The 24,883-nt window shown below is 71.9% G+C and carries 21 protein-coding genes; 8 read left to right on the top strand and 13 right to left on the bottom strand.

What is annotated here, in order from left to right:
• Nucleotides 1-563 precede the first annotated feature (563 nt).
• The gene (locus WMF42_RS01120) at nucleotides 564-1,703 is read left to right on the top strand and encodes a DUF3500 domain-containing protein (RefSeq protein WP_437689820.1); all 1,140 of its coding nucleotides are present in this window, start codon (nucleotides 564-566) and stop codon (nucleotides 1,701-1,703) included.
• Nucleotides 1,704-1,737: 34 nt separating this feature from the next.
• Nucleotides 1,738-1,941, top strand: coding sequence for a hypothetical protein (locus WMF42_RS01115; protein ID WP_437689819.1), 204 nt, complete (start codon nucleotides 1,738-1,740; stop codon nucleotides 1,939-1,941).
• Between the two features lie 58 nt (nucleotides 1,942-1,999).
• Here WMF42_RS01115 and WMF42_RS01110 read toward each other — a convergent pair whose 3' ends face one another.
• The 5 genes from WMF42_RS01110 to WMF42_RS01090 all read right to left on the bottom strand — a co-directional run bounded on the left by WMF42_RS01110 (nucleotide 2,000) and on the right by WMF42_RS01090 (nucleotide 7,928).
• On the bottom strand, nucleotides 2,000-2,218 hold the full coding sequence (locus WMF42_RS01110) for a DUF4351 domain-containing protein (RefSeq protein ID WP_061605738.1): 219 nt from the start codon (nucleotides 2,216-2,218) through the stop codon (nucleotides 2,000-2,002).
• 40 nt (nucleotides 2,219-2,258) lie between these two features.
• The gene (locus WMF42_RS01105) at nucleotides 2,259-3,362 is read right to left on the bottom strand and encodes a metallophosphoesterase family protein (RefSeq protein ID WP_434045059.1); all 1,104 of its coding nucleotides are present in this window, start codon (nucleotides 3,360-3,362) and stop codon (nucleotides 2,259-2,261) included.
• Nucleotides 3,359-4,564 (bottom strand): hypothetical protein, encoded by a 1,206-nt coding sequence (locus WMF42_RS01100; protein ID WP_437689818.1) that lies wholly within the window; start codon nucleotides 4,562-4,564, stop codon nucleotides 3,359-3,361. Before WMF42_RS01100 ends, WMF42_RS01105 begins: the two co-directional genes overlap by 4 nt.
• A gap of 162 nt (nucleotides 4,565-4,726) precedes the next feature.
• Nucleotides 4,727-5,851 (bottom strand): Gfo/Idh/MocA family protein, encoded by a 1,125-nt coding sequence (locus tag WMF42_RS01095; protein WP_437689817.1) that lies wholly within the window; start codon nucleotides 5,849-5,851, stop codon nucleotides 4,727-4,729.
• Between the two features lie 124 nt (nucleotides 5,852-5,975).
• Nucleotides 5,976-7,928 (bottom strand): hypothetical protein, encoded by a 1,953-nt coding sequence (locus tag WMF42_RS01090; RefSeq protein ID WP_437689816.1) that lies wholly within the window; start codon nucleotides 7,926-7,928, stop codon nucleotides 5,976-5,978.
• A gap of 768 nt (nucleotides 7,929-8,696) precedes the next feature.
• Here WMF42_RS01090 and WMF42_RS01085 point away from each other — a divergent pair.
• A complete protein-coding gene (locus WMF42_RS01085) occupies nucleotides 8,697-11,123 on the top strand; it encodes a PAS domain-containing protein (protein WP_437689815.1) in 2,427 nt (808 codons plus the stop codon).
• A 49-nt stretch (nucleotides 11,124-11,172) separates the two neighbouring features.
• On the opposite strand, the gene WMF42_RS01080 is transcribed toward WMF42_RS01085, so the two are convergent.
• The 3 genes from WMF42_RS01080 to WMF42_RS01070 form a co-directional block, all read right to left on the bottom strand.
• A complete protein-coding gene (locus WMF42_RS01080; RefSeq protein ID WP_437689814.1) occupies nucleotides 11,173-12,087 on the bottom strand; it encodes an MBL fold metallo-hydrolase in 915 nt (304 codons plus the stop codon).
• A gap of 274 nt (nucleotides 12,088-12,361) precedes the next feature.
• On the bottom strand, nucleotides 12,362-13,633 hold the full coding sequence (locus tag WMF42_RS01075) for a cytochrome P450 family protein (protein ID WP_061609855.1): 1,272 nt from the start codon (nucleotides 13,631-13,633) through the stop codon (nucleotides 12,362-12,364).
• Entirely contained in the window at nucleotides 13,630-14,247 is a 618-nt protein-coding gene (locus tag WMF42_RS01070; RefSeq protein WP_061609856.1) for a TetR/AcrR family transcriptional regulator, read from the bottom strand. The genes WMF42_RS01075 and WMF42_RS01070 overlap by 4 nt, the downstream gene beginning before the upstream one ends.
• Nucleotides 14,248-14,379: 132 nt before the next feature.
• On the opposite strand from WMF42_RS01070, the gene WMF42_RS01065 reads away from it, so the two are divergent.
• Together WMF42_RS01065 and WMF42_RS01060 are read left to right on the top strand one after the other, a co-directional pair.
• Entirely contained in the window at nucleotides 14,380-15,132 is a 753-nt protein-coding gene (locus tag WMF42_RS01065) for an AzlC family ABC transporter permease (protein ID WP_437689813.1), read from the top strand.
• Nucleotides 15,129-15,458, top strand: a complete 330-nt coding sequence (locus WMF42_RS01060; RefSeq protein ID WP_437689812.1) for an AzlD domain-containing protein — start codon at nucleotides 15,129-15,131, stop codon at nucleotides 15,456-15,458. Before WMF42_RS01065 ends, WMF42_RS01060 begins: the two co-directional genes overlap by 4 nt.
• A 9-nt stretch (nucleotides 15,459-15,467) precedes the next feature.
• Here the strand turns inward: WMF42_RS01060 and WMF42_RS01055 are convergent, their stop codons facing one another.
• Complete coding sequence (locus tag WMF42_RS01055) at nucleotides 15,468-15,746, bottom strand: RICIN domain-containing protein (protein ID WP_437689811.1); 279 nt, start codon at nucleotides 15,744-15,746, stop codon at nucleotides 15,468-15,470.
• A gap of 169 nt (nucleotides 15,747-15,915) precedes the next feature.
• Here WMF42_RS01055 and WMF42_RS01050 point away from each other — a divergent pair, with 169 nt between their 5' ends.
• Nucleotides 15,916-16,671 (top strand): glutathione S-transferase, encoded by a 756-nt coding sequence (locus WMF42_RS01050; protein WP_437689810.1) that lies wholly within the window; start codon nucleotides 15,916-15,918, stop codon nucleotides 16,669-16,671.
• A gap of 21 nt (nucleotides 16,672-16,692) precedes the next feature.
• Here the strand turns inward: WMF42_RS01050 and WMF42_RS01045 are convergent, their stop codons facing one another.
• Nucleotides 16,693-17,367, bottom strand: a complete 675-nt coding sequence (locus WMF42_RS01045) for a TetR/AcrR family transcriptional regulator (RefSeq protein ID WP_437689809.1) — start codon at nucleotides 17,365-17,367, stop codon at nucleotides 16,693-16,695.
• A gap of 126 nt (nucleotides 17,368-17,493) precedes the next feature.
• On the opposite strand from WMF42_RS01045, the gene WMF42_RS01040 reads away from it, so the two are divergent.
• Complete coding sequence (locus tag WMF42_RS01040; protein WP_437689808.1) at nucleotides 17,494-18,102, top strand: VOC family protein; 609 nt, start codon at nucleotides 17,494-17,496, stop codon at nucleotides 18,100-18,102.
• A 212-nt stretch (nucleotides 18,103-18,314) separates the two neighbouring features.
• Nucleotides 18,315-18,740, top strand: a complete 426-nt coding sequence (locus WMF42_RS01035; protein WP_061609861.1) for an organic hydroperoxide resistance protein — start codon at nucleotides 18,315-18,317, stop codon at nucleotides 18,738-18,740.
• A gap of 93 nt (nucleotides 18,741-18,833) precedes the next feature.
• Here the strand turns inward: WMF42_RS01035 and WMF42_RS01030 are convergent, their stop codons facing one another.
• From WMF42_RS01030 to WMF42_RS01020, 3 genes are all read right to left on the bottom strand, one after another.
• Nucleotides 18,834-20,732 carry an ABC transporter ATP-binding protein gene (locus tag WMF42_RS01030; RefSeq protein WP_437689807.1) on the bottom strand — a complete coding sequence of 633 codons (1,899 nt, stop codon included), beginning with the start codon at nucleotides 20,730-20,732 and terminating at the stop codon, nucleotides 18,834-18,836.
• The gene (locus WMF42_RS01025) at nucleotides 20,729-22,672 is read right to left on the bottom strand and encodes an ABC transporter ATP-binding protein (RefSeq protein WP_437689806.1); all 1,944 of its coding nucleotides are present in this window, start codon (nucleotides 22,670-22,672) and stop codon (nucleotides 20,729-20,731) included. The genes WMF42_RS01030 and WMF42_RS01025 overlap by 4 nt, the downstream gene beginning before the upstream one ends.
• A 123-nt stretch (nucleotides 22,673-22,795) precedes the next feature.
• On the bottom strand, nucleotides 22,796-24,343 hold the full coding sequence (locus tag WMF42_RS01020) for a hypothetical protein (protein ID WP_437689805.1): 1,548 nt from the start codon (nucleotides 24,341-24,343) through the stop codon (nucleotides 22,796-22,798).
• Nucleotides 24,344-24,883: the final 540 nt, after the last annotated feature.

Raw genomic sequence — 24,883 nt, 5'->3', positions numbered from 1 at the left:
TCCGGACAGGCGAGCCGGCAGCACGCCGCTGGGTTTCATTGGCGCGAGAATCATTCACCGCAACGCGCCCCTTCATCCGACCCGGGTTGACCGCTCGGGTTCGATCCGACGCGGATGTGCGCACCCGCCGGAGCTGCCTCGCGCCGGGGGTGTACCAGTCGATGAAGGTGGAGTCCGCAAGGAGCAACCTGGGGTAATCCGCCGCTGCGAGCCCCCCTGGGCCGGAGCCGTCCTTCTCCACGGCGTAGATGTTCCCGCCGGTGATCCAGTAGATGCGCTCGCCGACCTCGATGTCTCCGGGCTGCTCGCCGGGTTCACCGCGGATCATCGCGACGGTCTCGGGCTCGCTGGGCTCGCCGAGCGCCAGATCGCGTTGCAGCCCGGCGCTGTGCTCAGAGCAGGGCACGCCGCGAGAAAAATCCAAGCACGCCATCGCATCGGGGTACTTTAGCAGCGTGAGCCCAACGATCTGCCGGCGAGCTGAAGAGCCCGCCTTTGCACCTCGACCCTGCGAGAGCTCATCCAGACCGCGCGCGCGGATTGCCACCGTCCTGGCGCTCGTGATGGCGGCCTCGTGCAACAGCATACGACCCCAGGAAGGCCGAGGCGGCGAGCCCGCGGCTGCCTCGAGCGGCCAGCCCGCGCCGGCCGAGCTGGCCGCCGGGCACGGCGCTCCGCCGGCGTCACCGGCAGTTGCGGGGCCTCCGGGCCTCGCGTCTCCCCCGGGCGCCGCTGCGGGACGCGCCACGGCCGAGGCGATCGCGGCGTCTGCCGGCGCCTTCCTGGAGGGTCTCTCTCGAGGATCGCGCGGCCGGGCGCAGCTCGCGTTCGAGAGCGGCGAGCGCGAGGACTGGCACTACGTCCCGCGCCGCCGCGCCGGCCTTGCGCTCGGGGACATGGACGATCGCGAGCGCGGCGCCGCGCACGCGCTGCTCCGGGCCGGGCTGAGCCCGGAGGGGTATCGCAAGCTGGAGGGCGTCCTGTTGCTCGAGGGCATCCTCGGCGGCATCGAGGGCAGCCCGGCGTTCCGCGACCCGGGTCGCTATCACGTCGCCGTCTTCGGTCAGCCCGGGCCCCTGGGCCCCTGGGGTTTTCGCTTCGAGGGTCACCACGTCTCGCTCAACTTCACGTCGGCGGGACGTGCCGTGGCCACGACACCGGCTTTCCTGGGCGCCAACCCGGCCGAGGTGCCCTCGGGTCCCCGGAAGGGCCTGCGTGTGCTCGCGGTCGAGGAGGATCTCGGCCGCGCCTTCCTGGCCTCCCTCACCCCGGCGCAGCGTCAGCGCGCCGTGATCGCCCCCACGGCGCCGCCCGACCTCGTCACCGAGGCCTCCCGCCGCGCCGCGCTGCCGGGCTTCGACGGCCTGCCCGCAGCCGAGATGACCCCGACCCAGCGCGCCGCGCTGATACGCCTCCTGGAGGTCTACGCCCGCAACTTCCCGGACGCCGTCGCCCAGGGGCACCTCCGCCGCATCGAGCGCGCCGGCGTGGAGCGGCTGCACTTCGCCTGGGCGGGCAGCGCCGCGCCGAAGCAGTCGCATTACTACCGGATCCACGGCCCCACGCACCTGATCGAGTACGACAACCGCGGCGGCGATCACATCCACACGGTGTTCCGCGATCTGCAGGACGACTTCGGCGACAGCCTCCTCGCGCAGCACCTCCAGCAGGGCCACGGCGCTCCCGCCGGCCGGCGGCCCTGACGCGGCGTCCTCGCCGTGCGTCGCTGGTTCCGTGATGAGGAAGAGATTGAACCACAGAGGCACAGAGGGCACAGAGGAGAGAGGGAGAGGAGAGAGGGAGAGGAGAGAGGGAGAGGAGAGAGGGAGAGGAGAGAGGGAGAGGAGAACTCTCACTCCCCTTTTTCTCTTTTCTCTTTCTCTCCTCTGTGCCCTCTGTGCCTCTGTGGTTCAAATTCTCATGAACCAGGAACTATCGTGAGCGATTTGGCACCAGGCCGTGCGAGCGCCCGCAGGTCAGCCGCGCTCGCGCTGTCGCGTCAGCGCTCGGTCAGGCAGTCGTCGAGCGTCGGCGAGGTGAGGACGCGCTCGGTCCATCCTTCGATCTGCGCGGCATCGGCGGCGCGGACGCGCGCCACGACCGGTTCGGGCAGCTCGCCGAAGCGCAACCGGAGCTGCTTGAGCAGCGTGCTTCGTTGCCCTTCCTGGCGGCCCTCCCGCTCGCCCGCCTGGCGGCCCTGCCGCCCGAGCGCCGTCATTGCCCGCGCCCGCAACTCGATAGCAGCCTCCGCCCGCGCCTCAATCCACGCGGACGACAGCGACCTGCGATATCCTGCCGGGAGGCTCGACGTCGACGGTGACGAAATGGCGCCCGATGCCGTCGAGCCGCTCGGGGATGGCGCCGCCGCCGCCCGAGATGTACGCGGGGATGCCCGCGTTCTCGAACGCGTAGAACGAGTGGATGTGGCCGTAGAACGTGAGGTCCACGCGCCCGTCCGCGAGCATCGTGAGCAGCTTGTTCGCCTCGGCCCGGCTCGCGAAGGCGCCGTTGCGGGAGCCCACCGGATCGAGCGGCGCGAGGTGCATCGTGACCACGTGCAAGAGGTCCCGCCCCTCGGTGAGCCAGCCGGAGAGCCACCCGTAGGCGAGCGGATCGATCGTCGCGCTCGCCGAGTCCAGCATCGTGAAATGCACGCCCCGGAAGACGAAGCGGAAGTTCCCCCGGCCAAACCACTCGTGATACAGGTCGTCCCGCGTGCCGAGCTCGTGGTTGCCGAGCGTCGCATAGCAGGGGAACGCGAGGGTCTTCATCTCGCGCTGGAACCGCTCGAGCTGCTCGGGCGAGCCCCGCGAGGTGAGATCGCCGCTGATGAGCGCGAAGCGGACGCCCTCGGTCTCGTTCATCTTCGCGTAGATGTCCTGCACGCGGTCGATGTCCTCCTGGACATCGGCGAAGACAGCGAACCGCCACGGCTCGAGCCGCGCCGCGTCCGGCGGGCGCAGCGAGAGCGTGGCCTCGGCGCCCGGCGGCAGGGCGAACCGGAACGTGCGCTGGGTCGGAAAGGGCGCCTCGACGAGCTCCACGGGCACGCGCTCGCCGCCGACGTCGGCCGAGAGCTCCGCGTCGGCGAGCAGGTTCTCGATCGTCACCGTCCACGGCCCGCCCGCAGCGTCGGTGAGGCGGAATGAGAGCACAGGCGCGCTCGCCCAGAGCGAGAGCTCGCCCGGCGCGAGGCGGCGGATCGCCGCGAGCCCCTCGTCCACGACGACGCGCGCCTCGCCCAGAGAGGCCTTTCCCACCTCCAGATCACGCCGCGCGCGGCCCTCGGCCGCGTCGAGGCAGGAGAGCGCGAGCGGCGCTGTGAGGGCGAGGAGCACGAGGAGCGGGCCTCTCATGATCATGGCGATCCTCCGGGGCGCAGGAGCAGCGACAGGCGCCCGACGTACGCGGAGCCCGCCTGCACGTCGGCGAGCACGCCCCAGCGGGGCGAGGCATAGAGCCGGCCCTGAAGGCCGAGGTGCCCCGGCACGCCGCTGCCGAGGCCGGTGATCTTCGCGCCGGCCGCATACCCGTCGTGCCGGTGCTCGTAAACCACCTTGGCCTCGCCGCGCGGATACCCCTCGTGCCCAAGGTACATCCCGAAGGCGAAATGCGGGGTCAAGAGCTCGTTCCCCTCGAACGGCCGGCGGCCGTTGCGATAGGCCTCCACCCCGATCCCCCAGCCCATCTCCGCGAACGAGCCCCGCAAGGTCGCACCGACGCGGGCGAGATCGAGCCGGCCCTGGAGCGTGACCTCGCCGGTGGTGATCGAGAAGCCGTCGGAGGTGTAGCGGTGATGGGTGAGCGCGGCCTCGAGCTCGAGGAACGAGCCGTCCGCCGCGCGCGGGCCGTCCGGCGTGCCGGGGCCGAGAAAGCGATAGGCTGTCTCGGCGCGCAGGCGCGCGTTGTCGTCGTTCAGGGCAAACCAGCCAGAGCCGGAGAGCCGGAGTCGGCGCAGGCGCAGATCCATGCCCGGCACGACGAACGTTCGGTAAGCGAACGTGGGGTCGTAGACGTAGGCCATGCCGAGCTGCGTCTCGACCCAGGGCAGCGCGGAAGGAGGGCTGCCCGTGCCGCCCTCGGGGGCGAGCACGCCATAGAGGTCCGCGAGGAGGGTGATCCCGAACAGGCCCGCGCCCGTCACCGTGGTGAGCACGATCGGAGCGATGACGCGCCGCGAAGCCCCGGTGACCGCCGCGCCCCCGAGCCCACCGATCATGAGCCCGGTCCCCGCGCCGCCGAGCGCCAGGAGCGACAGGCCCGTGCGCCCCTCGCCCAGGAGAAAGTGCCCGCTGCCGTGCACGAGGAGCCCGGGGATCACCGCGCCTGTCGCGGCGAGGGCGCGCCGCCGGGGGGAGATCGCTCGCCCCTTCGTCGCCGCGCTCGCGGGCGGCGTCGCGCCCGCCACCGCCGCGCTCGCGGGCGCCGCGCCCGACGCGACAGCGGGCGCGGCCATGGCTCGCGAGACAGGTGAGTCGTTGCCCTCGTCGGCCTGGGCCGGCGCGGCCGCGAAGAGCGCGAGCAGGGCGACAAGGTGGCCTGTCGTACGCGGGGGCCTCAGCATCGAGCTCTTCGTGGAACGCGCCTACCGTGGCACGGCCGTGCGGACTTTGCACGCCTCGCGTGAGCCTCTCGCGCGACGCGACCAGCGCACGCCGGGCCGATCCCGCGCGCTCGTATGGCAGACACCTTGCGGCGGGACGCGCCGCTCGAGCGCTGGTCCCGATCACTGCTCCGAGGGCGACGGGGCCTTCACCGGCGCCGGCGGGTCCACCGGAGGCTTCTTGATGCTCTGGCTCATCCCGGGCCGCTGGTCCCGCTGGAAGGGGGGAATCGCCTCGGCCCTCCCGCTCGCGGCCGAGCTCTGGATCGCGCGCATCACCCGCACGTCCGCGAGCCCTTCGAGCCCCGAGGGCTCCGGCTCCCTGTCCTCGAGGATGCACCGCGAGAAATAGACGAGCTCCGGGGCGAACTGGTCGCGGCCCTTGAAGGTCTTCTCCTCGGTCTTCCCCCCGACCGTCATGTAGTGCTTGATATCGGACGAGTAATCGAAGGCCGGCTCCACGCGGAGCTCGCCCTCGGTGCCCGCGATGCGGAACGACGACACGCTCGCGAGCCCCTGGCTCACGGTGAACTGGGCGACGGCGCCGCTCGGGAAGCGCAGGATGGCCGAGGTGGTCTCGTCGACGTCGTCGGCGCGCCGCGCGTCGAGCCGCAGGCTGACGGCGAGCGCCTCGCTCGGCTCCTCGCGGAAGAGGTAGCGCGCGGCGTTGACGCAGTAGACGCCCAGGTCGAAGAGCGCGCCGCCGCCCTGCTCGCTCCGGGTGCGGATGTCGCCGGCGCGCACCACGTGCGTGAACAGGGAGGAGAAGGCGCGCACCTCGCCGAGCTCGCCGGAGCGGGCGATCTCGACGGCCTTGAGGTTCCCCTCCTCGAAGTGCAGGCGGTAGGCGATCATCAGCTTCACGCCGCGGTCCTTCGTGGCGCGGATCATCGCCTCGCAGTCCTCCTCGGTCATGGCCATGGGCTTCTCGCAGAGCACGTGGACGCCCGCGGCCGCGGCGCGCTCGGTGTACTCGCGGTGCATCGTGTTCGGCAGGGCGATGTACGCCGCGTCGACCCGCGCGCGCTTCAGGACGTCCTCGAGCTCGTCGTACCCGCCGAGCTCCGCGACGCCGTAGCGCTCGCCGAGCGCCGCGCGCTTCTCGGCGTCGCCCGAGACGATCGCGACGAGCTCGGAGTTCTCGGCGGCGTTCTTGAACGCCGGAAGCACGGCGACCTGCGCGATGTTGCCCGCCCCGACGACGGCGTAGCGGATCTTCCTGGGCTCATTCGACGCTGTCCTGGCCATGGTCCCTCCGTACGCGGGCAACCCGCGTTCCCGGGAAGCATGGAGAGATGCCCCTTGGCGTCAACCGGCGCGGCCTCCCGGGGCAGCGGCGCGCTGGCCCCGGGCCGGCCTCCGGCGGGCGGACCTAGGCTCGCCGGCGCCGCCGCGCGAGCGCGAGGCCGGCGATCGCCGCGAACGCGGCGACGCCGCCGCCCGGGCCCGCCGAGCCGCCGGCGCTGCACCCGGCCGCGGCCGACGCGCCGTCGCCGGCGAGGTCGGTCGCCTCGTCGACGCCCGACAGGTCCGGCAGCGCGTCCGGCTCGAGGCGATTCGGCCGCGCCGCGCTCTCGAGCGCCTCGCCGGCGATCGGCGCGATCACGACCTCCTGAACCTCGCCCGCGCCCGTCGGGCCGGCGAGCACCGCCTCGCCGGGCAGATCGATGACCTCGGCCCACTCGCGCGCCGCCCGGAACAGCGTGTCTCCGATCGTCACGTGCCAGCCGTCGTCGAGCCAGCGCGCGTGCCCGAGATCGCTGCCGATCTCCGCGGGCGCCTCGCCCGGGACGCCGATGTAGCGCTTGCCGCCGTTGAGGAACACCACCTCGCCGCTGTCGCTGATGCCGTCGTGGCCGATCCGGAGCTTCTGCTGGTCGAACAGGCTCGACGTCTCGAAGCTGCTGATCTGGTGCTGCTCGCCGTCCGAGGTCCGCAGCCACACCTGGTTGACCTCTCCGTCGCTCCTCAGGAACGCGGCGTGCCCCGCGTGCAGGAGCAGCCCGGCGGAGTTGCCCGAGATCGAGTCGCCGAGGAACACCTCCTCGCCGCTGGCCGTGTACAGGTAGCTGGAGCTCGTGCTCCCGTCCCACCACCGCCCGGCGATGTTCGTCCCGTCGGTGATCGGCCGCTGGAGGTTGCCGGGGTGATTCCCGATCCGGCTCACGAGCAGCCGGCGAATCCACGGCTCCTCGTACGTGCCGTAGTACACGTCGCCGGAGGCCGTGATGTCGGCCTGGAACGGCGTCGCGCCGCCCGGCCTGTTCCAGATGCTCTGGTTGAGCCCCGTCGACAGCGTGTGCAGGTACGCCCTGTCCTCGTCCTGCGCGGTCCACACGAGCAGATCGCCGTTCACCGCGTCGAGCCGCCCCCGCGCTATCCTGGTCACCACGCCGTCGACCCACGTGAAGATGCGGGTCGTCGCCGACTGGACCACGAAGCCCGAGGGCGTGAGCGCGCCGTAGCTCGGGCTGCTCCCGGCCGGATCGGGCGGGATGAGCACGATCAAGCGCTCCTCCCCCGTGGCGCGGTCGACGATGCCGACCCGATTATAACGATCGAGGAACAGGATCCGCGTGGCGTCGATATCGAGGATGGCGCCCGGGGCACGCTGAACCGCGGTGAGCCTGGGGCTCCGCTCGATGTAGATGGGCCCGAAGGTCGTCGTGAAATCGGAGCCGCCGCCTGTATCGCCCGTGAGCGTGACGGTGAGCTCCTCCCCCGACTCGAACGCCGGGAACGGGCGTGTCAGCAGCATCAATGTCCCCGGCGGCGAGCTCTCCGTGCGGCGGCTGCAGGCGCTCGCCGTGTGCGTCCGGCCACGGACCTCGACGCAGAGGCGCTGGCACTCGAGGGGCGGCGTCGCGAAGCACCTCGCGTCGAGCGGCACGTCCCCGGAGACGACGCTGTACGGCCGCGGGGTCGACAGCCAGAGGAGCGGCGTCACCGGATCGCCGGACCGCTCCATCACCCTCTCCACCGTCGATCCGTCGCCGAACAGGTCATACGCGCGGATCGTGAGCGCGTGAGGACCATAGGCGAGCTCGCTGATGTCGAAGCTCCCCTCGTAGCGGTCGTCGCCCACCGGCGACAATCGGACCGTCACCCCCTCGAGCTCCGCGTCGACCCGGTAGACGCCTTCGTTCGAGGTCGCGTGGACGCGCACGAGCAGCGTGTCGCCCGCGACGATCAGATCGCCCCGGGGCGCGCTGACGCCGTCCGACGCCTGGACATCTTCGATCGTCACCTCGGCCTGGGCGGCCGCGGCCGAGAGCGACACCAGAGATGCGAGCGCAATGCTGATCAACGTACGAAAATCACGCATGAGTCCTCCAGTGATGGCAGCTTGGATGCGGCGACAGGCCGCCGTATTCACGTCGCCCCGGCCGCGGCTCTGCGCGATGTCCTGGAGCAACGCGAGCACAACCGGAAGCCGGGCCCGCCGCAACCATCGCGAACGCCGCAATCATGTTATCTCGCTTACCACACACCCGAGCCCGACGGCTCTCCCTGCGCGCCGCGGACTCCGGGTTCAGCGACGGATAGCGCCGCTCCTGCCGCTCTGCCGCAGCGCGAGCCGTCGAAGATGATTCACGCTCTCACTGTAACAGCCGTATTTTTCCTTCTGCACGAATACCGTGCAGTCGTGTAGCACCGAAGGGCCGGGAGGACCCTTCAAGGGTGGGGGAGCACGAATTCGCCGTGGATCTCGACGGGCCGGCGCCAGGACGATCGCGGCGCCTCGGTCGCGCTTCAGCCCGCGCCCGGGGAGCGCGCCTGCGCGGCGCGCCGAGGCGCCGCGATCGTCCTGGCGCGCTGCGACGGAACATCGAGCGTCGAGGACCTCGCTCTCCCGCGAAGGCCCCCTCGCGCGCGGGCGCGGCCGGCGACCCGGCGCCCGACGCGGGCGGCCGAGCGAACCGACGTGCGGCGCGAAGGGCCGTGTTACGCTCGCCTCGCGCTCACCCGGATCGGGTCGAGCAGCGCGAGGGGCCGAGTGAACAGTGACGACAGACGGCGAAGGGCCGGGCGGGGCTTACCGTCCGTGCGCGGACGGCGCGATGCGGCGCCGGGTGACGCGCTGGGCCGCGCCGTGGCCGACGCGTCGCTGGCCCTCTCGCGCGCCGGCGAGGACGCGGGCGCGCTGCGGGGGGTGATCGCGGCGGCGGCGGCGCGCGCCCTCCGCGTCGAGATCGCATATCTCTTCGACGTCTTGCAGGAGCCGCGCGCGCTCGCGCTGGTCGCCTCCGAGGGCGACCCGGCGGCCGCGATGAGCGCGCTCCAGCGCCTGCCGCTCGACGCCGAGAGCCTCGCCGGGGCGGCCGCGCGCCGGGGGGCCGTGCAGGTCGCGCCCGGGGGCGAGGGCGACGCGGCGCTCCTCGACGTGGCTCACCTCCGCGCGCAGCGCGGCTCCTCGCACGCGCTCGCGATCCCGCTCGCCTTCGCGGGCGACGTGCGCGCGGTGCTGCTCTGCGCCGCGGCGCAGCCGGCCCTGCCGCAGGCCGAGGCGCTCGAGATCGCCGGCGCCCTGTCGGTCCTCTTCGGCATGGCGCTCGCCGCCGCCGCGTCGCGCGCGCTGGGCGCGCGGGTCGGGGAGCTCGAGCGGGAGAGGACGGCGCTCGAGCGCTCGCGCGAGCAGCTCGACGCGACGATCGCGGAGGCCCGACGGACCGAGGAGGCGCTCCGGCTCATGGGCGAGGGCTTCGCCCGCGCGCAGAAGATCGTCAGGCTGGCCAACTGGGACTGGCGCATCGTGAGGAACGAGCTGGTCTGGTCGGAAGAGAGCTATCCCATGCTGGGGTTACCCAGCGACGCCGGCCCGATCACGTACGAGACGTTCCTCGAGCGCGTCCACCCGGACGACCGCGCCGGGCTGATGCGCGCCGTCGATCTCGCGCTGCACGGGGCCGCGCCGTACCGGGTCGATTACCGGATCCTCCGCCCGGACGGCGAGGAGCGCGTCATCCACACAGTGGCCGACGTGCAGCGCGCCGAGGACGGAGCCCCGATCCGGATGATCGGCACGGCCCTCGACGTGACCGAACAGCGGAGCGCGGAGGACGCCCTTCGGCTCAGCGAGGCGCGCCTTCGGCTCATCGCGGAGCACGCGAGCGACGTCATCTTCCGCATGCGGCTCGGCCCCGACGGAGGCTACGAGTACATCAACCCCGCCGTCGTCGACCACACCGGCTATCCGCCCGAGGCCTGGTACGAGAACCCCCGGCTCTTCCTCTCGCTGGTCCACCCCGAGGACACCGGGCGTTATCACGAGTTCGTCGAGCGCATGGCGGCCGCCGGCGGGCGGATCACGTTCCGGATCATCGACCGGAGCGGCCGGGTCCGGTGGGTCGCGACCCACGTCACGATCGAGCGCGACGACAGCGGAAAGCCGCTCGCCGCGATCGGGATCTCGCGCGACGTCACCGCGGAGAAGCTCGCCGACGAGGAGCGCGAGCGGCTCCTCGAGCAGCTCGCGGCCGAGCGGACGTGGCTCAACACGGTCATCGAGCGCACGCCGGTCGGCATCGTCCTGCTCGACCCGACCGGCCAGCAGATCACCTGGAACCACCGCGCCCAGGAGCTCGCCCGGGCGACCTCGCCGGACGAGCTGGGCGGCGCGTCGTACCTGTGCCTCTCGGACGGGCAGCCGCTCTCCCCCGAGGAGTGCCCGGCGATGCGCGCGCTGCGGGGCGAGGTCACGACCGCGAGGGAGCTCTCGCTGCGGCGCGCCCACGGCAGCGCCCTGGCGGTGCTCATGAGCGCCGGGCCGATCGTCGACGCCAACGGGAGGCTGCTCGGCGCCGTCCTCGCGTTCGAGGACATCACGCGGCTGAAGGAGCTCGAGCGGCTCAAGGACGAGTGGACGTCGGTCGTCGCGCACGATCTGAAGCAGCCGGTGACCACGATCATCGGTTATGCGGCGCAGATCGAGCGGAGGCCCCAGTTCGCCGACGCGGCGAAGGCCAGGGCAGGCCACATCCTGGCGAGCGCCAGGCGGCTCGGGCGGATGGTCTCCGATCTCACGGACATCTCCCGCATCGAGTCGCGGCGGCTCGCGATCGAGCGCGGCCCCGTCGACCTGCCGGCGCTCGTGCAGGCCGTCGTGGAGCGGACGGCGAGCGAGACCGAGGGGCACCCGGTCGACGTCGAGCTCCGGGGCGAGATCCCTGTCGTGGCCGCGGACGCGGGGCGCGTGGAGCAGGTCCTCAGCAACCTCCTCTCGAACGCGGCGAAATACGGAGATCCGGAGACGCCGATCCAGGTGAGGCTGGAGCGGCGCGGCGACGCGGTGGTCACGTCGATCTGGAACAGCGGCCGCGGGATCCCGCCCGACGAGCTGCCGTTCCTGTTCGAGCGGTTCTTCCGGGGCAAGGCGGGGGAGGCGCGCGTCATCGGCCTCGGCCTCGGCCTGTACATCGCGAAGGGCCTCATCGAGGCGCACGGCGGCCAGATCTGGGCCGAGAGCCCGGGCGACGGCCGCGCGGCATTCCATTTCACGCTGCCGCTCGTGGGGGGGTGACGCGGACAGCGCGAGATCGAGGGCTGCCCGGCCCCCGACGGGCGGAGCGTCATGCGCGGGATGGGCTCTGGACGCCTCGTGGGACGGGGTAGGACGGCTCGGGTACGTTCTCCCTGTCGCCCGCGGGCACGGCGTGGCTCCGGCCGGTGATGCGCTCGAACTCCACGACATCGTGGGAGCACACGAGGGTCACCTCGTGCCCGCTCTCCTGGCGCAGCGCGCGCAGCCGGCGCTGGTTGTCGAGCCGCGCGGCGCGGTCCTTCTCCATCATGAACTGATAGAACCGCAGGCCCGGCGTGCAGCGCGGGCGCACCGGCTCCATCTCGCGATAATAGAAGTAGGCGTCGCCGGCGAGGAGCAGCCAGCCGCCGTCGCTCCGGACGGCCACGCCGGCGTGGCCGAGGGTGTGACCCACGAGCGGGACGAACAGCACCTCTTCCTTCAGGCCGCCCACCGCCCGCGCGCCCTCGAAGCCGAACCAGCGCTCACCGCCGTCCGAGGGATAGGCGATCCAGTTCGCCTGCGTCGACCACTGGGCGGGCCGGTAACGCATGCGGTCGAGGAGCGTCCGCCGCGCGAACGCGGCGTCGCGCTCGTCCGCGAGCAGGTGGACCTCGGCCGAGGGGAAGTCGTCGAGCCCGCCGGCGTGGTCGAAATCGAGGTGGGTGAGCACGATGTGGCGGACGTCCTCGGGTCGGAAGCCGAGCCGCTGGATCTGGCGATACGCCGTCATCTCGGCCCGGAACTCCGGCCGCACGAGGAAGAGGAAGAACCGGCTCAACCGCTTTCTGGCCATCGAGACGTCCAGCAAGCCGAGCCCTGTGTCCACGAGGACGAGGCCGCTGTCCGTCTCGAGGAGCAGGCAGTGGCACGTCAGCCTTCCCCGGAGCCCGAGCGTCTGCCCATCCATCAGCGCGCCGCCGATCGGGCAGGTCGAGATGCAGTTGAGATGATGGATTCGCATGCGCTCCTCTCGTGGCCACCCGGCTGGGGCGGCCGCTGGACGGATCCGCGCCGGGGCGGGCGCACCGCGTATCCTGCGCTCCCCGGCCTCGAGGATCGCAGGGAGTGCACAGCGCATGCCTCGTGGGCGCCGCGCCCGCCGAGCAGCGCGCTGAGGAGAGGAGCGAGGAGAGGACGACGTTTCTGCCACACCGAGGCGCTTCGCGACATGGCGAAGCGACGGCGCGCTGTTCTGTGCCTGGCGTCTCTCGGTGTTCTACTGTCCTGTTCAGTCTCTACGGGTGGAGCCCTGCCGCAGTCGGCCGGGCCGCGCGGGGCACGGAGTAGATCGGCGCCGCGGCGAACGTCACCGGCAGCCTCGTGAGCCCGCGCAGGATCGACGACGACCTCCACGTCAGGGACGCTCGCGGCACGGCGAGCCGCAGGCCGGGAAGGTCCTGGACGATCGCGGAGAACGCGATCTGCGCCTCGAGCCGCGCGAGCGGCGCGCCGAGGCAATAGTGCACCCCGCTGCCGAAGGCGAGGTGCCGGTTCGGCTCCCGATCGAGCGTCAGCCGCTCGGGGCTCTCGAAGATCTGCGCGTCGTGGTTGGCAGAGCCGAGCACCGGGAACACCCGCTGTCCCCGCGGGATCACGTGCTCGCCGAACGCGACGTCCTCTGTCGTGTACCGCTCGGTCGCGAGGTCGACCGGGGTCGTGAAGCGCAGGAGCTCCTCGACCGCCGGCTTGACCAGCTCGGGCTCGCGCCGCATGCGGTCGAGCGACCCCGGATCGTCGAGCAGGGCCAGCGTCCCGCTGGCGATCAGGTTCACCGTCGTCTCGTGCCCCGCCGCGACGAGGAGCAGGATCATCGCGAGCAGCTCCTCCTCGTTGAGCCGACTGCCCTCCTCCTCGGCCCGGACGAGCGCCGCGACGAGGTCGTCCCCGCCCGCGCCGCGGCGCTTCTCGACGAGCCCGCGCAGGTAGCGCATCATCATGTAAAGCGACGGGATCGCGCGGACCATGTCGAGCGGCGTGCGGAGCCCGACAAGGCGGTTCGTCCAGGCGCGGAAGCGCGGCCAGTCGGCCTCCGGGATCCCGAGCAGCTCGCAGATCACCGTGATCGGCAACGGCAGCGCGACCTCCTCCAGGAGGTCGACCGCGCCGCGCGCCCGGGCCCGCGCCACGAGGCCCTCGGTGATCGTCGCGATGCGCCCGCGCAGGTCCTCCACCCGCCGGGGCGTGAAGACCTGGTGCACAAGGGCGCGAAGCCGGGTGTGATCCGGAGGGTCCTTGTCGAGCATGCTGTTCGTGAGCGGGCGGAGGAACGACGGCATCCACGGCGTCTGTTCGGCCCGCTCCTTCGCGCTCAGGACGCGAAACGGGTCCTTGCCGAGGCGCGGATCCTTGAGCGCGGGGGCCACGTCGGCGTAGCGCGTCAGGAGCCACGCGGGCTTCCGGTCGCTGTACACGATGCGCACGACCGGCGCCTCGGCGCGCAGCCGCGCGTACAGCGGATGGGGGTTCGCCTTGTGCTGAGCGCTGGAGATGTCGGGAATGGACTTCATGTTCGACCACCTTTCCTGAGGGCGCGTGGCCGCGCGGGCCCGCGCCCCGCCTCCGCCTCCGGCTGCGCGAGCGCGAGGAGCGCGTCGCGCAGCGCCTGCAACTGCCGCTCCGTGAGCGCCGCCGTGCCGAGCGCCTGGGAGAGCCAGAAACCGTCGAGGGCGAGCTGGATCGCGATGGCACGGCCCTCGGGAACATCCTCGGCCACGTCGTGCGCGAAGGCCTCGGCGTTCAGCGCGCTGATGTGGCGCGCGATCTCGGGCTGGCCGCCGGCCGCCTCGATGAGCGCCAGGAGCAAGGCGCGCGGCGCGGCCGTATCGCGCCTCTCGGCGTCGAAGGCGAGCGCTATCTGCGCCCGCAGCCGGGCGCCGCGTGGCTCCGGGTCCTGCGCGGCGCGCTCCGCGGCGTCGTCGGCCATCCGCTTGCTCAGCCGGTCGATGATCGCTGTCAGGAGCGCGTCCTTCGTCGCGAAGTGGTGAAAGAAGCCCCCTTTGCTGATCTGCGCCTCGGTGATCACCGCCTCGATGGTCAGCGAGTTCACCCCGCGTGAGACGACGAGCCGCTCGGCCGCGTCGAGGATGCGATCTCGCGCGCTGGGATAGATCCGCGTCGCCATGAGCAAACCATACCGACCGGTCGGTCTGTGTGCAAGGCGTTCCGAGGTTCAGGGCAGGATCGGGGCTCCGGGGGTGGGCGCCTTGACTTTCGGATCGCGGCTGGACACTTCCTACGCCCTTCGAGCGCCCGTATGTCCCTCTCCGCCTCCGTCCGCGCCACCGCGCTCCACCCCGAGTTCCGCCGCGGCGCGCGCGACATGCTGCAGGTGTCGTTCGGCGTCGCCGCCTGGGGCCTCGTGACCGGCGTCTCGATGGTCAAGAGCGGGCTCGCGCCGCCGCTCGCTGCGCTGATGTCGCTCCTTGTCTTCGCCGGCAGCGCGCAGCTCGCGACGATGCCGCTGATCGCGTCGGGCGCGCCGATGTGGGTCATCTGGGCCACCGCCACGTGCGTGAACCTGCGCTTCGTGATCTTCAGCGCGATGTGGCGGCCCTATTTCGCGCGCCTGCCGCGCTGGCGCCGGTGCCTGATCGGCTACTTCAGCGGCGACCTGAACTACGTGATCTTCATGAAGCGCTTCCCCGACCCCACGCCGTCGCCCGCGCACGAGCCCTACTACTGGGGCGGCGTCGCGACGAACTGGTCCTCGTGGCACGGCTCGTCGCTCGGCGGCATCGCGCTGGCCAACGTGGTCCCGGTCGAGTGGGGGCTCGGCTTCGCCGGCGTGCTCGCGCTGCTGGGCATCGCGTGCTCGCTGCTGCAGGACAGGGCCACCTGGCTCTCGGGCGGCACCGCCGCCTCGGCCGCGGTGGCGGCCTACGCGCTCCCGCTGAAGCTCAACATCCTTGTCGCGATCGCCGCCGCCGTCGCGGTCGGCCTCGGGATCGAGGCCGCCGAGGGGGCGCAGCGACGCGCCCGCCAGCGCGCCGAGGGGGCCCGGCGATGAGCGCCTTGGAGACCGTCGTCATCATCGTCGGGCTGGCGCTGATCACGCTGTTCACCCGCAGCTTCTTCCTGTTCCCCGACGAGGACCTGCCGATGCCCGCCTGGCTCAGGCGCGGGCTGCGCTACGCCCCGCTGGCGGCGCTGGCCGCGGTGATCGTGCCCGAGGTGCTGATGACGCAGGGGCACCTGATCGCGACCTTCCAGGACGCGCGGCTGCCCGCGAGCGTCGCGGCCAGCGTCTACTACTTCTCGCGCCGCGATATCCTGGGCACCATCGTGACCGGAATGGCGGTGTTCCTGCCGCTGCGTATCGGCCTCGGCTGGTAGGCCCCCGCCTCAGAAGCTGATGCCGGGCTTCATCCAGCGCTGCGCGCGGGTGCCGTTGCAGCTCCAGACCTGGACGTTCGTCCGCGGGTCCGTCTTGCTGCTGCTCACGTCGAGGAAAAGGGTGCTTTTCGTGAAGCTCCTGAGCTCGCCGCTGGCGGTCCAGGTCCATCTCTGTTCGTTGCCGCCGCTGCAGGTGCCGATCTGGGCGTTGCTGCCGGACCGGACGCTGGCGCCGGAGGCGGCGACCTCGAGGCAGCGGTCGTCGGCGACGGCGCTGCTCCGCGGCACGTCGATCCACGGTTCACGCCACGAGCCGTCGTGGCCGGCTGCGCGATCGTTCGCCTGTGCTGGCTTGAATGCCGCCTGCCCCGAGATCCTTCACCGGCTCGCGCGGGCCCCTCTCCCCGAGGACGACGGATCGAAAGCGCGCGGATGCGTGTGGTAGGCTGCCGGCGCCATGACCGAGCTGCTGGGCCTGATTTTCTCGCCGTGGACCGAGAAGGCGCGCTGGGCGCTCGACGTCCGGCGCGTCCCGTACACGTTCCGGCACTACCAGCCGCTGATCGGCGAGCCGGCGCTCCGCGCGAAGCTCCGCCGGCTCACGGGCCGGGTCAGCGTGCCTGTGCTGACGACCGACGACGGGCGCGTGATCGCCGACTCGGCGGACATCGCGCGCTGGGCCGACGGGCGCGGCGACGGTCCGACGCTGTTCCCGGCCGAGCACGAGGCCGAGATCGCGCGGTTCATCGATCTCTCGGAGCGCGCGCTCGACGCCGGGCGGGCCCTCTCGCTGTCGCGCATGCTGGCCGACGACGAGGCGCTCGCCGACATGACGCCCAGGCCGCTCCGCCGCACGCTCGGTCCCCTCGCCTCGCGGCTCGGCGCGCTGGGCGTCCGCCGCACCCTCCGCAAGTACGAGGGCCACACGGCCGACGGCGCGGCGCACCGGCGCGCGCTCGTCGACGCGCTGGACGAGATCCGCGCGACGCTCGTGCGAAAGACGCTGCCCGCGACAGCGCCGAAGACGCTCCTGGACCGCTTCACGTTCGCCGACATCACGGTGAGCCAGGCGCTCGTGAGCGTGATGCCGCCGGCCGAGCTGAAGCTCAGCCCCGCCGGCCGGCGGTGCTTCGCCGACCCCGAGCTGCGCGACCGCTACAGCGACCTGATCGCGTGGCGCGACGAGCTGTACCGCGCCTTCCGGACGAGCTGACCGACTCGAGGCGCGGTCACCTCACGCGCGGCGGCGCGGCCGCGCGCCTGGCGCGGCGGACGGCGCGGCGGCGAGCCATCGATCGAGCTCGCCGGCGACGTGGTGGAAGTCGAACCCTCCGGCGTGGATCCCGAGCTGGGTCATCGCGCCGATGACGAAGGACGTGACAACGCGGGCGGCGGCGCGCGGGTCCAGATCGGAGCGGAGCTGTCCGCCGCGGACGCCGTGCCGCACGATCTGCTCCACCGCGAGGTTCCACGCCTCGTGGACCTCGCGCAGCGCTGTCTGCGCCGTCGGATCGCGCTGCGCGCGCGCGGAGAGCTCCTGCAGGACGGCCGCGAGGTGCGGGTGGTCCTGGAAGGTGCGCCATGCGCTCTCGAGGTGCGCTCTCAGGGTCGCGCGCGCGTCCGTCGGGCCTGCGGCGCCCGCGCCTTCCGGCCGGCGCTGCGCCTCGACGAATTTGCCCGTCACGTGCGCGACGATGGCGGCGAGGAGCGCGTCCTTCGTCCCGAAATAATAGTGCAGCATCGAGATGTTGACGCCGGCGCGCGCCGCGATATCGCGCGTCCTCAGCCCCTCGAGCCCCTTTTCGGCGATGAGCGAATACGCCGCCTCGAGCAGGTCGCGCCGCCGCGCTGCACCGAGCTCCGTGGCCGAGGTCATGCCGGCCGCCGCGACGCCTCTCGTCTTCGCCAAGCCCGCGGAACGCTACTGATTTTCTCCCCTTCCAGCAAGCGCCCGCGCCGCCCGCCTTGACCGCCCGCCCGCGGTCGCGTACGTTCAATCAACTGATTGATTGAATCTCATTCAGGGAGGAAACGCATGATGTCTCCGGAGCTCACCGCCGTTCCGTTGTCCGCGCGTGTCCAGCGGAGGGCCATCGGCGCGGGGATGCGCCTGTTCTTCGCCTGGTCGCACCTCGTTTACCGCCTGAGCCCCCCGTGGGGCGGCAAGCTGCGCGCTGTCGATCACCTCACGGTGCCGTGCTCGGATCTGCGGGTGGCCGAGCGGTTCTACGTCGGGCTGCTCGGCGCGCGCGTGATGATGCGAGTCGACGCCCAGTTCCTCGCGCGGCTGGGGCGCCCAGCGGATGAGATCGCGCGCGGCGTTCACCTGTCGATCGTGTTCGCCGGCGGGCCGCGACTCGACCTCTTCGAGTCGTCGATCGGTCAGCCGCCGCGCGCGGCGCCGCACCCGCACTGCGCGCTCGGGGTCGCGCCGGGCAAGCTCCTCGCCTGGAAGAAGCGCCTGAACGACGCCGGCGTGCCGACGTACGGCCCCACGCGGCTCGGGCCGCCGGGCCACGCGTCGCTCTATTTCAACGATCCGTTCGGAAACCGGCTCGAGCTCGTCACGCTCGGGTTCACCGCGGAGATACCTGTCGGGGCGCCGGACGTCTCCGCGCTCGAGTACACCTGGTCGGGCGCGTGAGAGAGCGCGTCCCGGGGCACGGGGCCGCTCGCCGTCGGCCTCGCGATCCGGCCGCGTCACATCGACGTCACGTTATCGAGGGCGAGCGTCACGCCTGCGGCGTCTCCTCCCCGATTGCGGACGATGGACTTGGGCAGTATGGGTGCGTATCCGAACGGCTGCCAGGCCGGGCCCTGCCCAGCCTGGCTCTCTGCCACGAAAGGAGCTCTCCGATGTCTGTCGACGTGAAGTACACGACCCAAGCCACTGCCAATGGGGGCCGGGACGGCCGCGCCACCACCGCGGACGGTACCTTTGACGTGAAGCTCTCGACGCCGAAGGAGCTCGGCGGCGCCGGCGGCGACGGGAACAACCCCGAGCAGCTCTTCGCCGCGGGTTATGCGGCCTGCTTCCTGGGTGCCCTGAAGTTCGTGGCCGGGCAGGAGAAGGCGCGGATCCCCGCCGACAGCACCGTGACCGCGACGGTCGGCATCGGCCCCCGCTCCGAGGGTGGTTTCGGCATCGACGTCGGCCTCCGGATCGCGCTTCCGGGCCTGGAGCGCGCGCAAGCCGAGCAGCTCGTCGAGAAGGCGCACCAGGTTTGCCCGTACTCCAACGCCACGCGCAACAACGTCCCGGTCCGCCTCGAGGTCGTCTGACCCCCTGATCCCCCGTCGCGCCGCCCCTCCACCGGCCGCGGCGCACGCTCCCCCCTCTCGCGATCGACCGCGCCCCCGCCGGGGGCCGCTCCCTCAGGTCCCCGCGGAGCTCTCCCCGTCCCCCGCGAGCTCCCGATGGAGCGCCGCGAACGCCCCCCCGCGCGCGAGCAGCTCCGCGTGCGTTCCCTGCTCGACGACCCGCCCGTGGTCGAGCACGACGACCCGATCCGCGTGCCGGATCGTGCTCAGCCGGTGGGCCACGACGAAGCTCGTGCGCCCCTCCAGGAGCCGCCCGAGCGCCGCCTGCAGCCGGGCCTCGGTGAGCGCGTCCACCGAGCTCGTCGCCTCGTCGAGCAGCACGATCCGCGGCCGGGCGACCACGGCGCGCAGGAAACACACGATCTGCCGCTGCCCCAGCGACAGCCCCGTCCCTCGCTCGCCGACCTCGGTGCGCAGGCCGTCCGGGAGCGCCTCGAGCATGTCGAGCACATCCAGGCTCCGCGCCGCCTCGCGGATCTCCGCGTCCGTCGCCGCCAGGTTCCCCAGGCGCACGTTGTCGAGCACCGTCCCGCTGAACAGGAAGTTGCTCTGCAGCACCAGCCCGAGCTGCGCGCGCAGCGACGCGGACGACGTCCCCGCGAGATCGTGCCCGTCGATCGTGATGACCCCCGCCGTCGGCCGGTAGAGCTTCGCGAGCAGGTTCAGGATCGACGTCTTGCCGCTGCCCGTGTGCCCGACGAGCGCGATCATCTGGCCCGGCTCGGCGACGAGGTCCACCCCGTGGAGCACCGGCTTGCCCGGCTCGTACGCGAAGCGCACCCCCTCGAAGACCACCCGCCCGCGCGCCGGGGGCAGCGCCGGATAGCCACGCTCGTCGGGCCAGTCGGGCTCCGCGTCGAGCACGCGAAACAGCCGCTCCGCGCCCGCCATGGCCGTGAGCGCCTGGTTGTACTGGTTGCCGAGCACGGGGATCGGGTTGAACAGGAGGTTCGTCAGGAAGAAGAACTGCACGAGCACGCTCAGCTCGATCGCGCCGCCCAGCGCCTGATGGCCGCCGATCACGACGAGGACCGCCAGGAAGAGCTGCCCGTTGAACTCGAGGAGCGGCAGGAAGACCGCCGAGTGGCGCGCCGCATCCATGTTGTAGCGGGAATGGTCGAAGATCAGCGCGCGGAAGAGCCCCCCGTTGATGTCCTGCCGCACGAACCCCTGCGTCACGCGGACCCCGGTGACCGACTCGGCGAGCGTGGCCGTGACGCGGCTGAAGCTCTCCTGCGCGCGCTGGTGCGCGGCGCCGAGGCGCTTGTGGAAATAGACGATCAGCCCCCAGAACACGGGGACCATCGCCAGGACCACGAGGAAGAGGGTGAAGTGGAAGTACGCCATCAGCCCCATGGCGACAGCCATCGTGCCGAGCTGCACGGTGCTCACGAACACCACGTCCTGCACGGCCACCCGGATCGCGTCGATATCGGACGTCATGCGGCCGATGAGGCGCCCCACCTTCGTCTTCACGAAGAAGCTCATCGGCATGCGCAGCAGGTGCCGCTCCAGCCGGTCGCGCAGGTCGAACACAACCGCTTCCCCGAGCTCGAGGGCGAAGCGCGCGCGGAAGTGGAAGACGATCGCGGTGACCAGGGCGAACAGCGCGAAGCCGAGGACGGAGAGCAGCGTCGCGCGGGCGTCGCGGCGGGCGACAGGGCCGCTGATGATCGCGCCGACCGCCCACGTCAGGAGCGGGAGCTGGATCGACCGCACGACGACAAGCAGAAAGAGCAGGTTGCGCTTCCTCGCGTACGGGCGGGTGAAGCCGAGCAGCCGCCGCACGAGCCCGAGGTCGAGCCGCCGGTGGTCGTGCTCCCGCTCGTCGTCGAGCGCGGCGCGCGCGAGCCCGAGCCGCACGTCGATGGCCGGCGCCCCGGCGGCGGGGCGCGCGTCCGCGGCGCGGCGCGGCGCATCGTACGTCCCGCGCGTCTCGCGCGCGCGGCTCACGCCGGGTCCTCCGCCGGGGTCGGCCGCGCCGGGCGGCCGCCCGGCCGGCTCGCGGGGGCGGCCTCGGCGCGCGCGGCGGCGACGTGGGCGTCGTGCAGCGCGAGCGCGCTCGCGTAGTGGCCGCGCCGGCCGAGCAGCTCCTCGTGGGTCCCCCGCTCGGCGATGCGGCCCCTGTCGAGCACGATCACCTGGTGCGCGCGGCGGAGCAGGTGGGCCCGGTGCGTGGCCATGATCGTCGTCCGCCCCCGGGTGGCGCTGAGGATGGCGTCGAGGATCTCGCGCTCGGTGCTCGCGTCCACCGCGGCGGTCGGGTCGTCGAGCAGGAGCAGCGGCGGGTCGAGCAGCACGGCGCGGGCGATGGCGAGCCGCTGCCGCTGCCCGCCCGAGAGGTTGGCCGCCGACTCGCCGAGCTCGGTGTCGTAGCCCTCGGGCAGCTCCCGGATGAACTCGTGCGCGCAGGCGATCACCGCGGCGCGCTCGATCTGCTCCCGCGTCGCGTGCGGCGCGCCGAACGCGATGTTCGCCGCCACCGTGTTGCTGAAGAGGAAGTTGTCCTGGAAGACGACCCCCATCCGCCGGCGGAGGTGGTCCAGGTCGTGGCGCCGGAGGTCGACGCCGTCGAGCAGGACGCGCCCGGCTGTCGGATCGTAGAAGCGCGGGATCAGGCTGAGCAGGGTGCTCTTGCCCGCGCCGGTGGGGCCGACAACGGCGACGAGCTGCCCGGGCGCGACGTCGAGCTGGATGTCGTGCAGGACGGGCCTCGCCGCGTCGTAGCCGAACGTGACGCGCTCGAACACGAGGCGCCCCGCCACCTCGGCGGGCCGCGCGGGCGCCTCGGGGCTCGCGATCTCCACCGGGGTGTCGAGCACCTCGAACACGCGCCGCGCGCCGATGAAGCTCTGCTGCGCCGTGTTGACGATCGTGGCCATGCTCGCGACCTGCCCGGAGAACTGCTGCAGGATGCCGGCGAACACGACGAGCTGCCCGAGCGTCATCCTGTCGCGCGCCACGAGCAGCCCGCCCATGCCGAGCAGGACGACCTGGTTGATCTGCCCGAGCAGCTCGATGGTCGGGCTGAGCACGCTGACCTTCCGGAACGTGTCCTGCTGCTGCTCGCGCACCTCGCGGTTGCGCTCGTCGAAGCGGCGGTGGGCCTCGCGCTCCCGCCCGAGCCCCTTGATGACCTGGATCCCCTGCAGCCCCTCGGTGAAGCTCAGCACCATCCGGTCCACGAGCTCCCGGTTGCGCAGGTAGGCGGGCCGCACCCACCGGGCGAAGAGCGTGCTCGCGATCCAGATCAGCGGCGTCGGCGCGAGGCACGCGATCGTCAGCAGGACGTGCGCGCGCAGCATGTACGCGACGTACACGCCGAGCGACAGGACCATGATGACGCTCTGCAGCAGCACGCCGTCGACGAACGAGCGCACGAGCTGCACGTCGCTGGTGACGCGGTTGATCAGCGAACCGCTCCTGTTCGCGTCGAAGAACCGGAAGCTCAGCCGCTGGAGCTTGTCGTACACCCTCGCCCGGAGATCCGGGACGATCTCCATGTGGACGAGGTGGCCCACGGCGAGCGCGTACCCGTAATTGAGCACCGCGCGCGCGGCCGCCATGGCGAGGATGGCGCCGCCGATCGCGCCGACCGCGAGCATCGGCTCCCGCTCGACGTCGATCAGCCGGCCGAGGCCGAGCGGCAGCGCGGGCGCGCGGACCGATGGATCGAGCCGGTGGCGGAGGATGTCGATGGCGAGCCCTGTCAGGCCGAGCCCCGCGAGCCCCAGCGAGAGCAGGACGATCTGGTAGCCGAGGACGCGGGCGACGCGCCCGCGGTACGCCCACGCCAGATCGAGGAGCCGCACGAGGAGCGAGCGCCCGGCGCGGGGGCGCGCTGTCGCGGGGGCCGAGGGGGAGCCGAGGCCGAGACGTGAACCGGACAACATCGAAGCGGAGGACCTGCCAGGCCGGCCACGCCGGGGGGCCGTAACCTACCGGTTCGCGCGGCGTTGGCCAGCGGCCGCGACACGCTCGCTCCGCCAGCGCGCCCCGCGCGACAGCGCTCCCCGCTAGTACATCAGGTTCCCCCTGCCGAGCCGGTAGGTGATGTTCTTGCCGAACTGATCGCGCGCGTTCTGGACGCGCGCGATCGCCGCCGAGAGGCGGGCCAGGCGCAGCGGCCAGCGCGTCGCCTCGACGCCCGCCGCGATCTCGGCCTTCGCCAGGTGGAGGCGATCGAGCGCGACCGGGTGCAGCGGCGCGGTGGGAATGGACATGACCTTCAGCGCGTCGTCGATCTCGACCTCGGCCAGCTCCATCAGGCGCCGCTGGACGTCGGGCCGCGTGTCGTGGAACCGGAGGGCGAGCACCTGGGCGGCGTCCAGGCGCTGCCGCGCGAGGTCGAGGTTGAACGCGGCGTTCAGGACGCGGAGGAAGCGCCCCATCTTGATGATGTCGGAGTCGGGGAACGCGATGGGGCTGCCGAACCGCGCCTCCAGCTCCTTGCCGGCCGGCGAGTTCTTGAAGAAGCTCAGGGTGTAGTAATGGACAGCGCCCTCGATGTCGGGCCCGAACGCGTTCGAGTGGAAGAACGGCGGCGTGTCCACGGCCTCGATGATGGGCGGGACGTTGAACGTGCCGTCGCCGTACCCGTTCAGGAACTTGAGGTCGAGGACATCGAAGTCGGGCTCGGCCTTGCCCTTGCCGCCGAACCCGCCGTCGAACACCCCGAAGCGGTCGTTGGTCCCCGGGGCCGTCCGGGTCCCGGTGTCCAGGTTGCGGTTTCGCCCCGTGTCCATGTGGTTCGCGCCGGCGTTGCTGTGGCACACGTTGCAGCGGCCGCGGTTCGGGTCGAGGAACGCGAGCCGCCCCTCGTTCGCCTCGGGGTCGGCCAGGTCGACCTTCGTCAGGTCGAGCTCGTTCGTGCGGCCGAGGCTCATCTGGTAGGCCAGCACGAGGTCGAGCTCCTGCTCGGTCGGGAGCCGGAACGCGACCCCGGGCTCGCGCCCGAGATCCTTCGGGAGGTGCTGCGTGATCCCGCCGGTGAGGAACTCGCGCAGCGAGCCGTCGCCCGGGGCGCCGTCGCCCGACCAGCCCGTGCGCTGCCGCGGCACGTCCGCCGTCCCGTTCACCGGGTCCGGCGCGATGGTCGTCGCCAGCGACAGCGTGTGCTGGACCCCGCGCATCACGTACTTGCGATCGAGATCCTCGAAGCCGTCGACGTTCTCGCGGACCAGGGCGTTCGTCTTCAGCTCGAACGCCTCGAGATCGGTCAGCTCCGGGTCCTGCTCGAAGATGAAGAGCGGGTCGAGAGGGTTGCTGTCGATGAGAGCGTCGATGAACGGGATGTCAATCGTGAAGTTGTTTTCGACAGGATGGCATGATCCGCAGGTCCGGCCGTTGCCCTCGAACGTCTCTCGAAAGAAGATATCCGCGCCTGCGCAAATTTCCCTCGTGACGAGCCCGGCGACCACCCGGGGATCCTGTTCGCACGCCTTGAGCCGATCCCGGACGGTGAGCGCGCTCGACGCGGCGTTGTGGTGCTCGCCCTCCGGCGCCGGCGCGCAGGAGGCGAGGAGGGCGACAGCGGTGAGCGGAGCGAGGATCAACGAACTCAATGTGCGACTTGGCATGGCGCTCTCATTTCCTGTGACCGTTGTTCCGTACAGTTGCCAAAGCGCGCCGCTCGTGGACGCGGCGCGCGCTCCGCGGGGATCGCCCGCGAAACGCGGAGGAAGCCGGCCCGTCGGGGGGCGAACCAGCTCGAACCGACCGCTGCAGCGGCCCCCTGGCGGCGAGATGGCGAGTTCAGGCCATCCGACATCCAGGCGGCCTTCGAGGCGCGTCGAAGGCCCATGATCCGCGCCCGTGGGAGCCTGTGCGAGCTCGTATGAGCTGGAGCTCTCTGGCTGCCTCGCCCTGAAGCGGGCCGCGCGGGGGCTCGATTTCAGGGCGATCTCAGGAGCCGGACTACTTAGCGGACCAGACCAGGACCATCAATCTTCACCGGGCTCACAGCACAATTCTGACTTCTGCAGGGTTCTTTACAAAGACGACCACGTGACGACATGCACCGCCTGCACGCACAGCACCCCGGCGCGAATCGCGGCGGCGCGGCCGCCAGGAGGAGCCGGAAGCGAGGCTCCGCGGGCGTGCTC

This window comes from Sorangium sp. So ce176 (assembly GCF_051519835.1).
GTDB lineage: Bacteria > Myxococcota_A > Polyangia > Polyangiales > Polyangiaceae > Sorangium > Sorangium cellulosum_G.
Note: the sequence above shows the minus strand (reverse complement) of the source record. Positions and strands in the feature narration are given on the sequence as shown.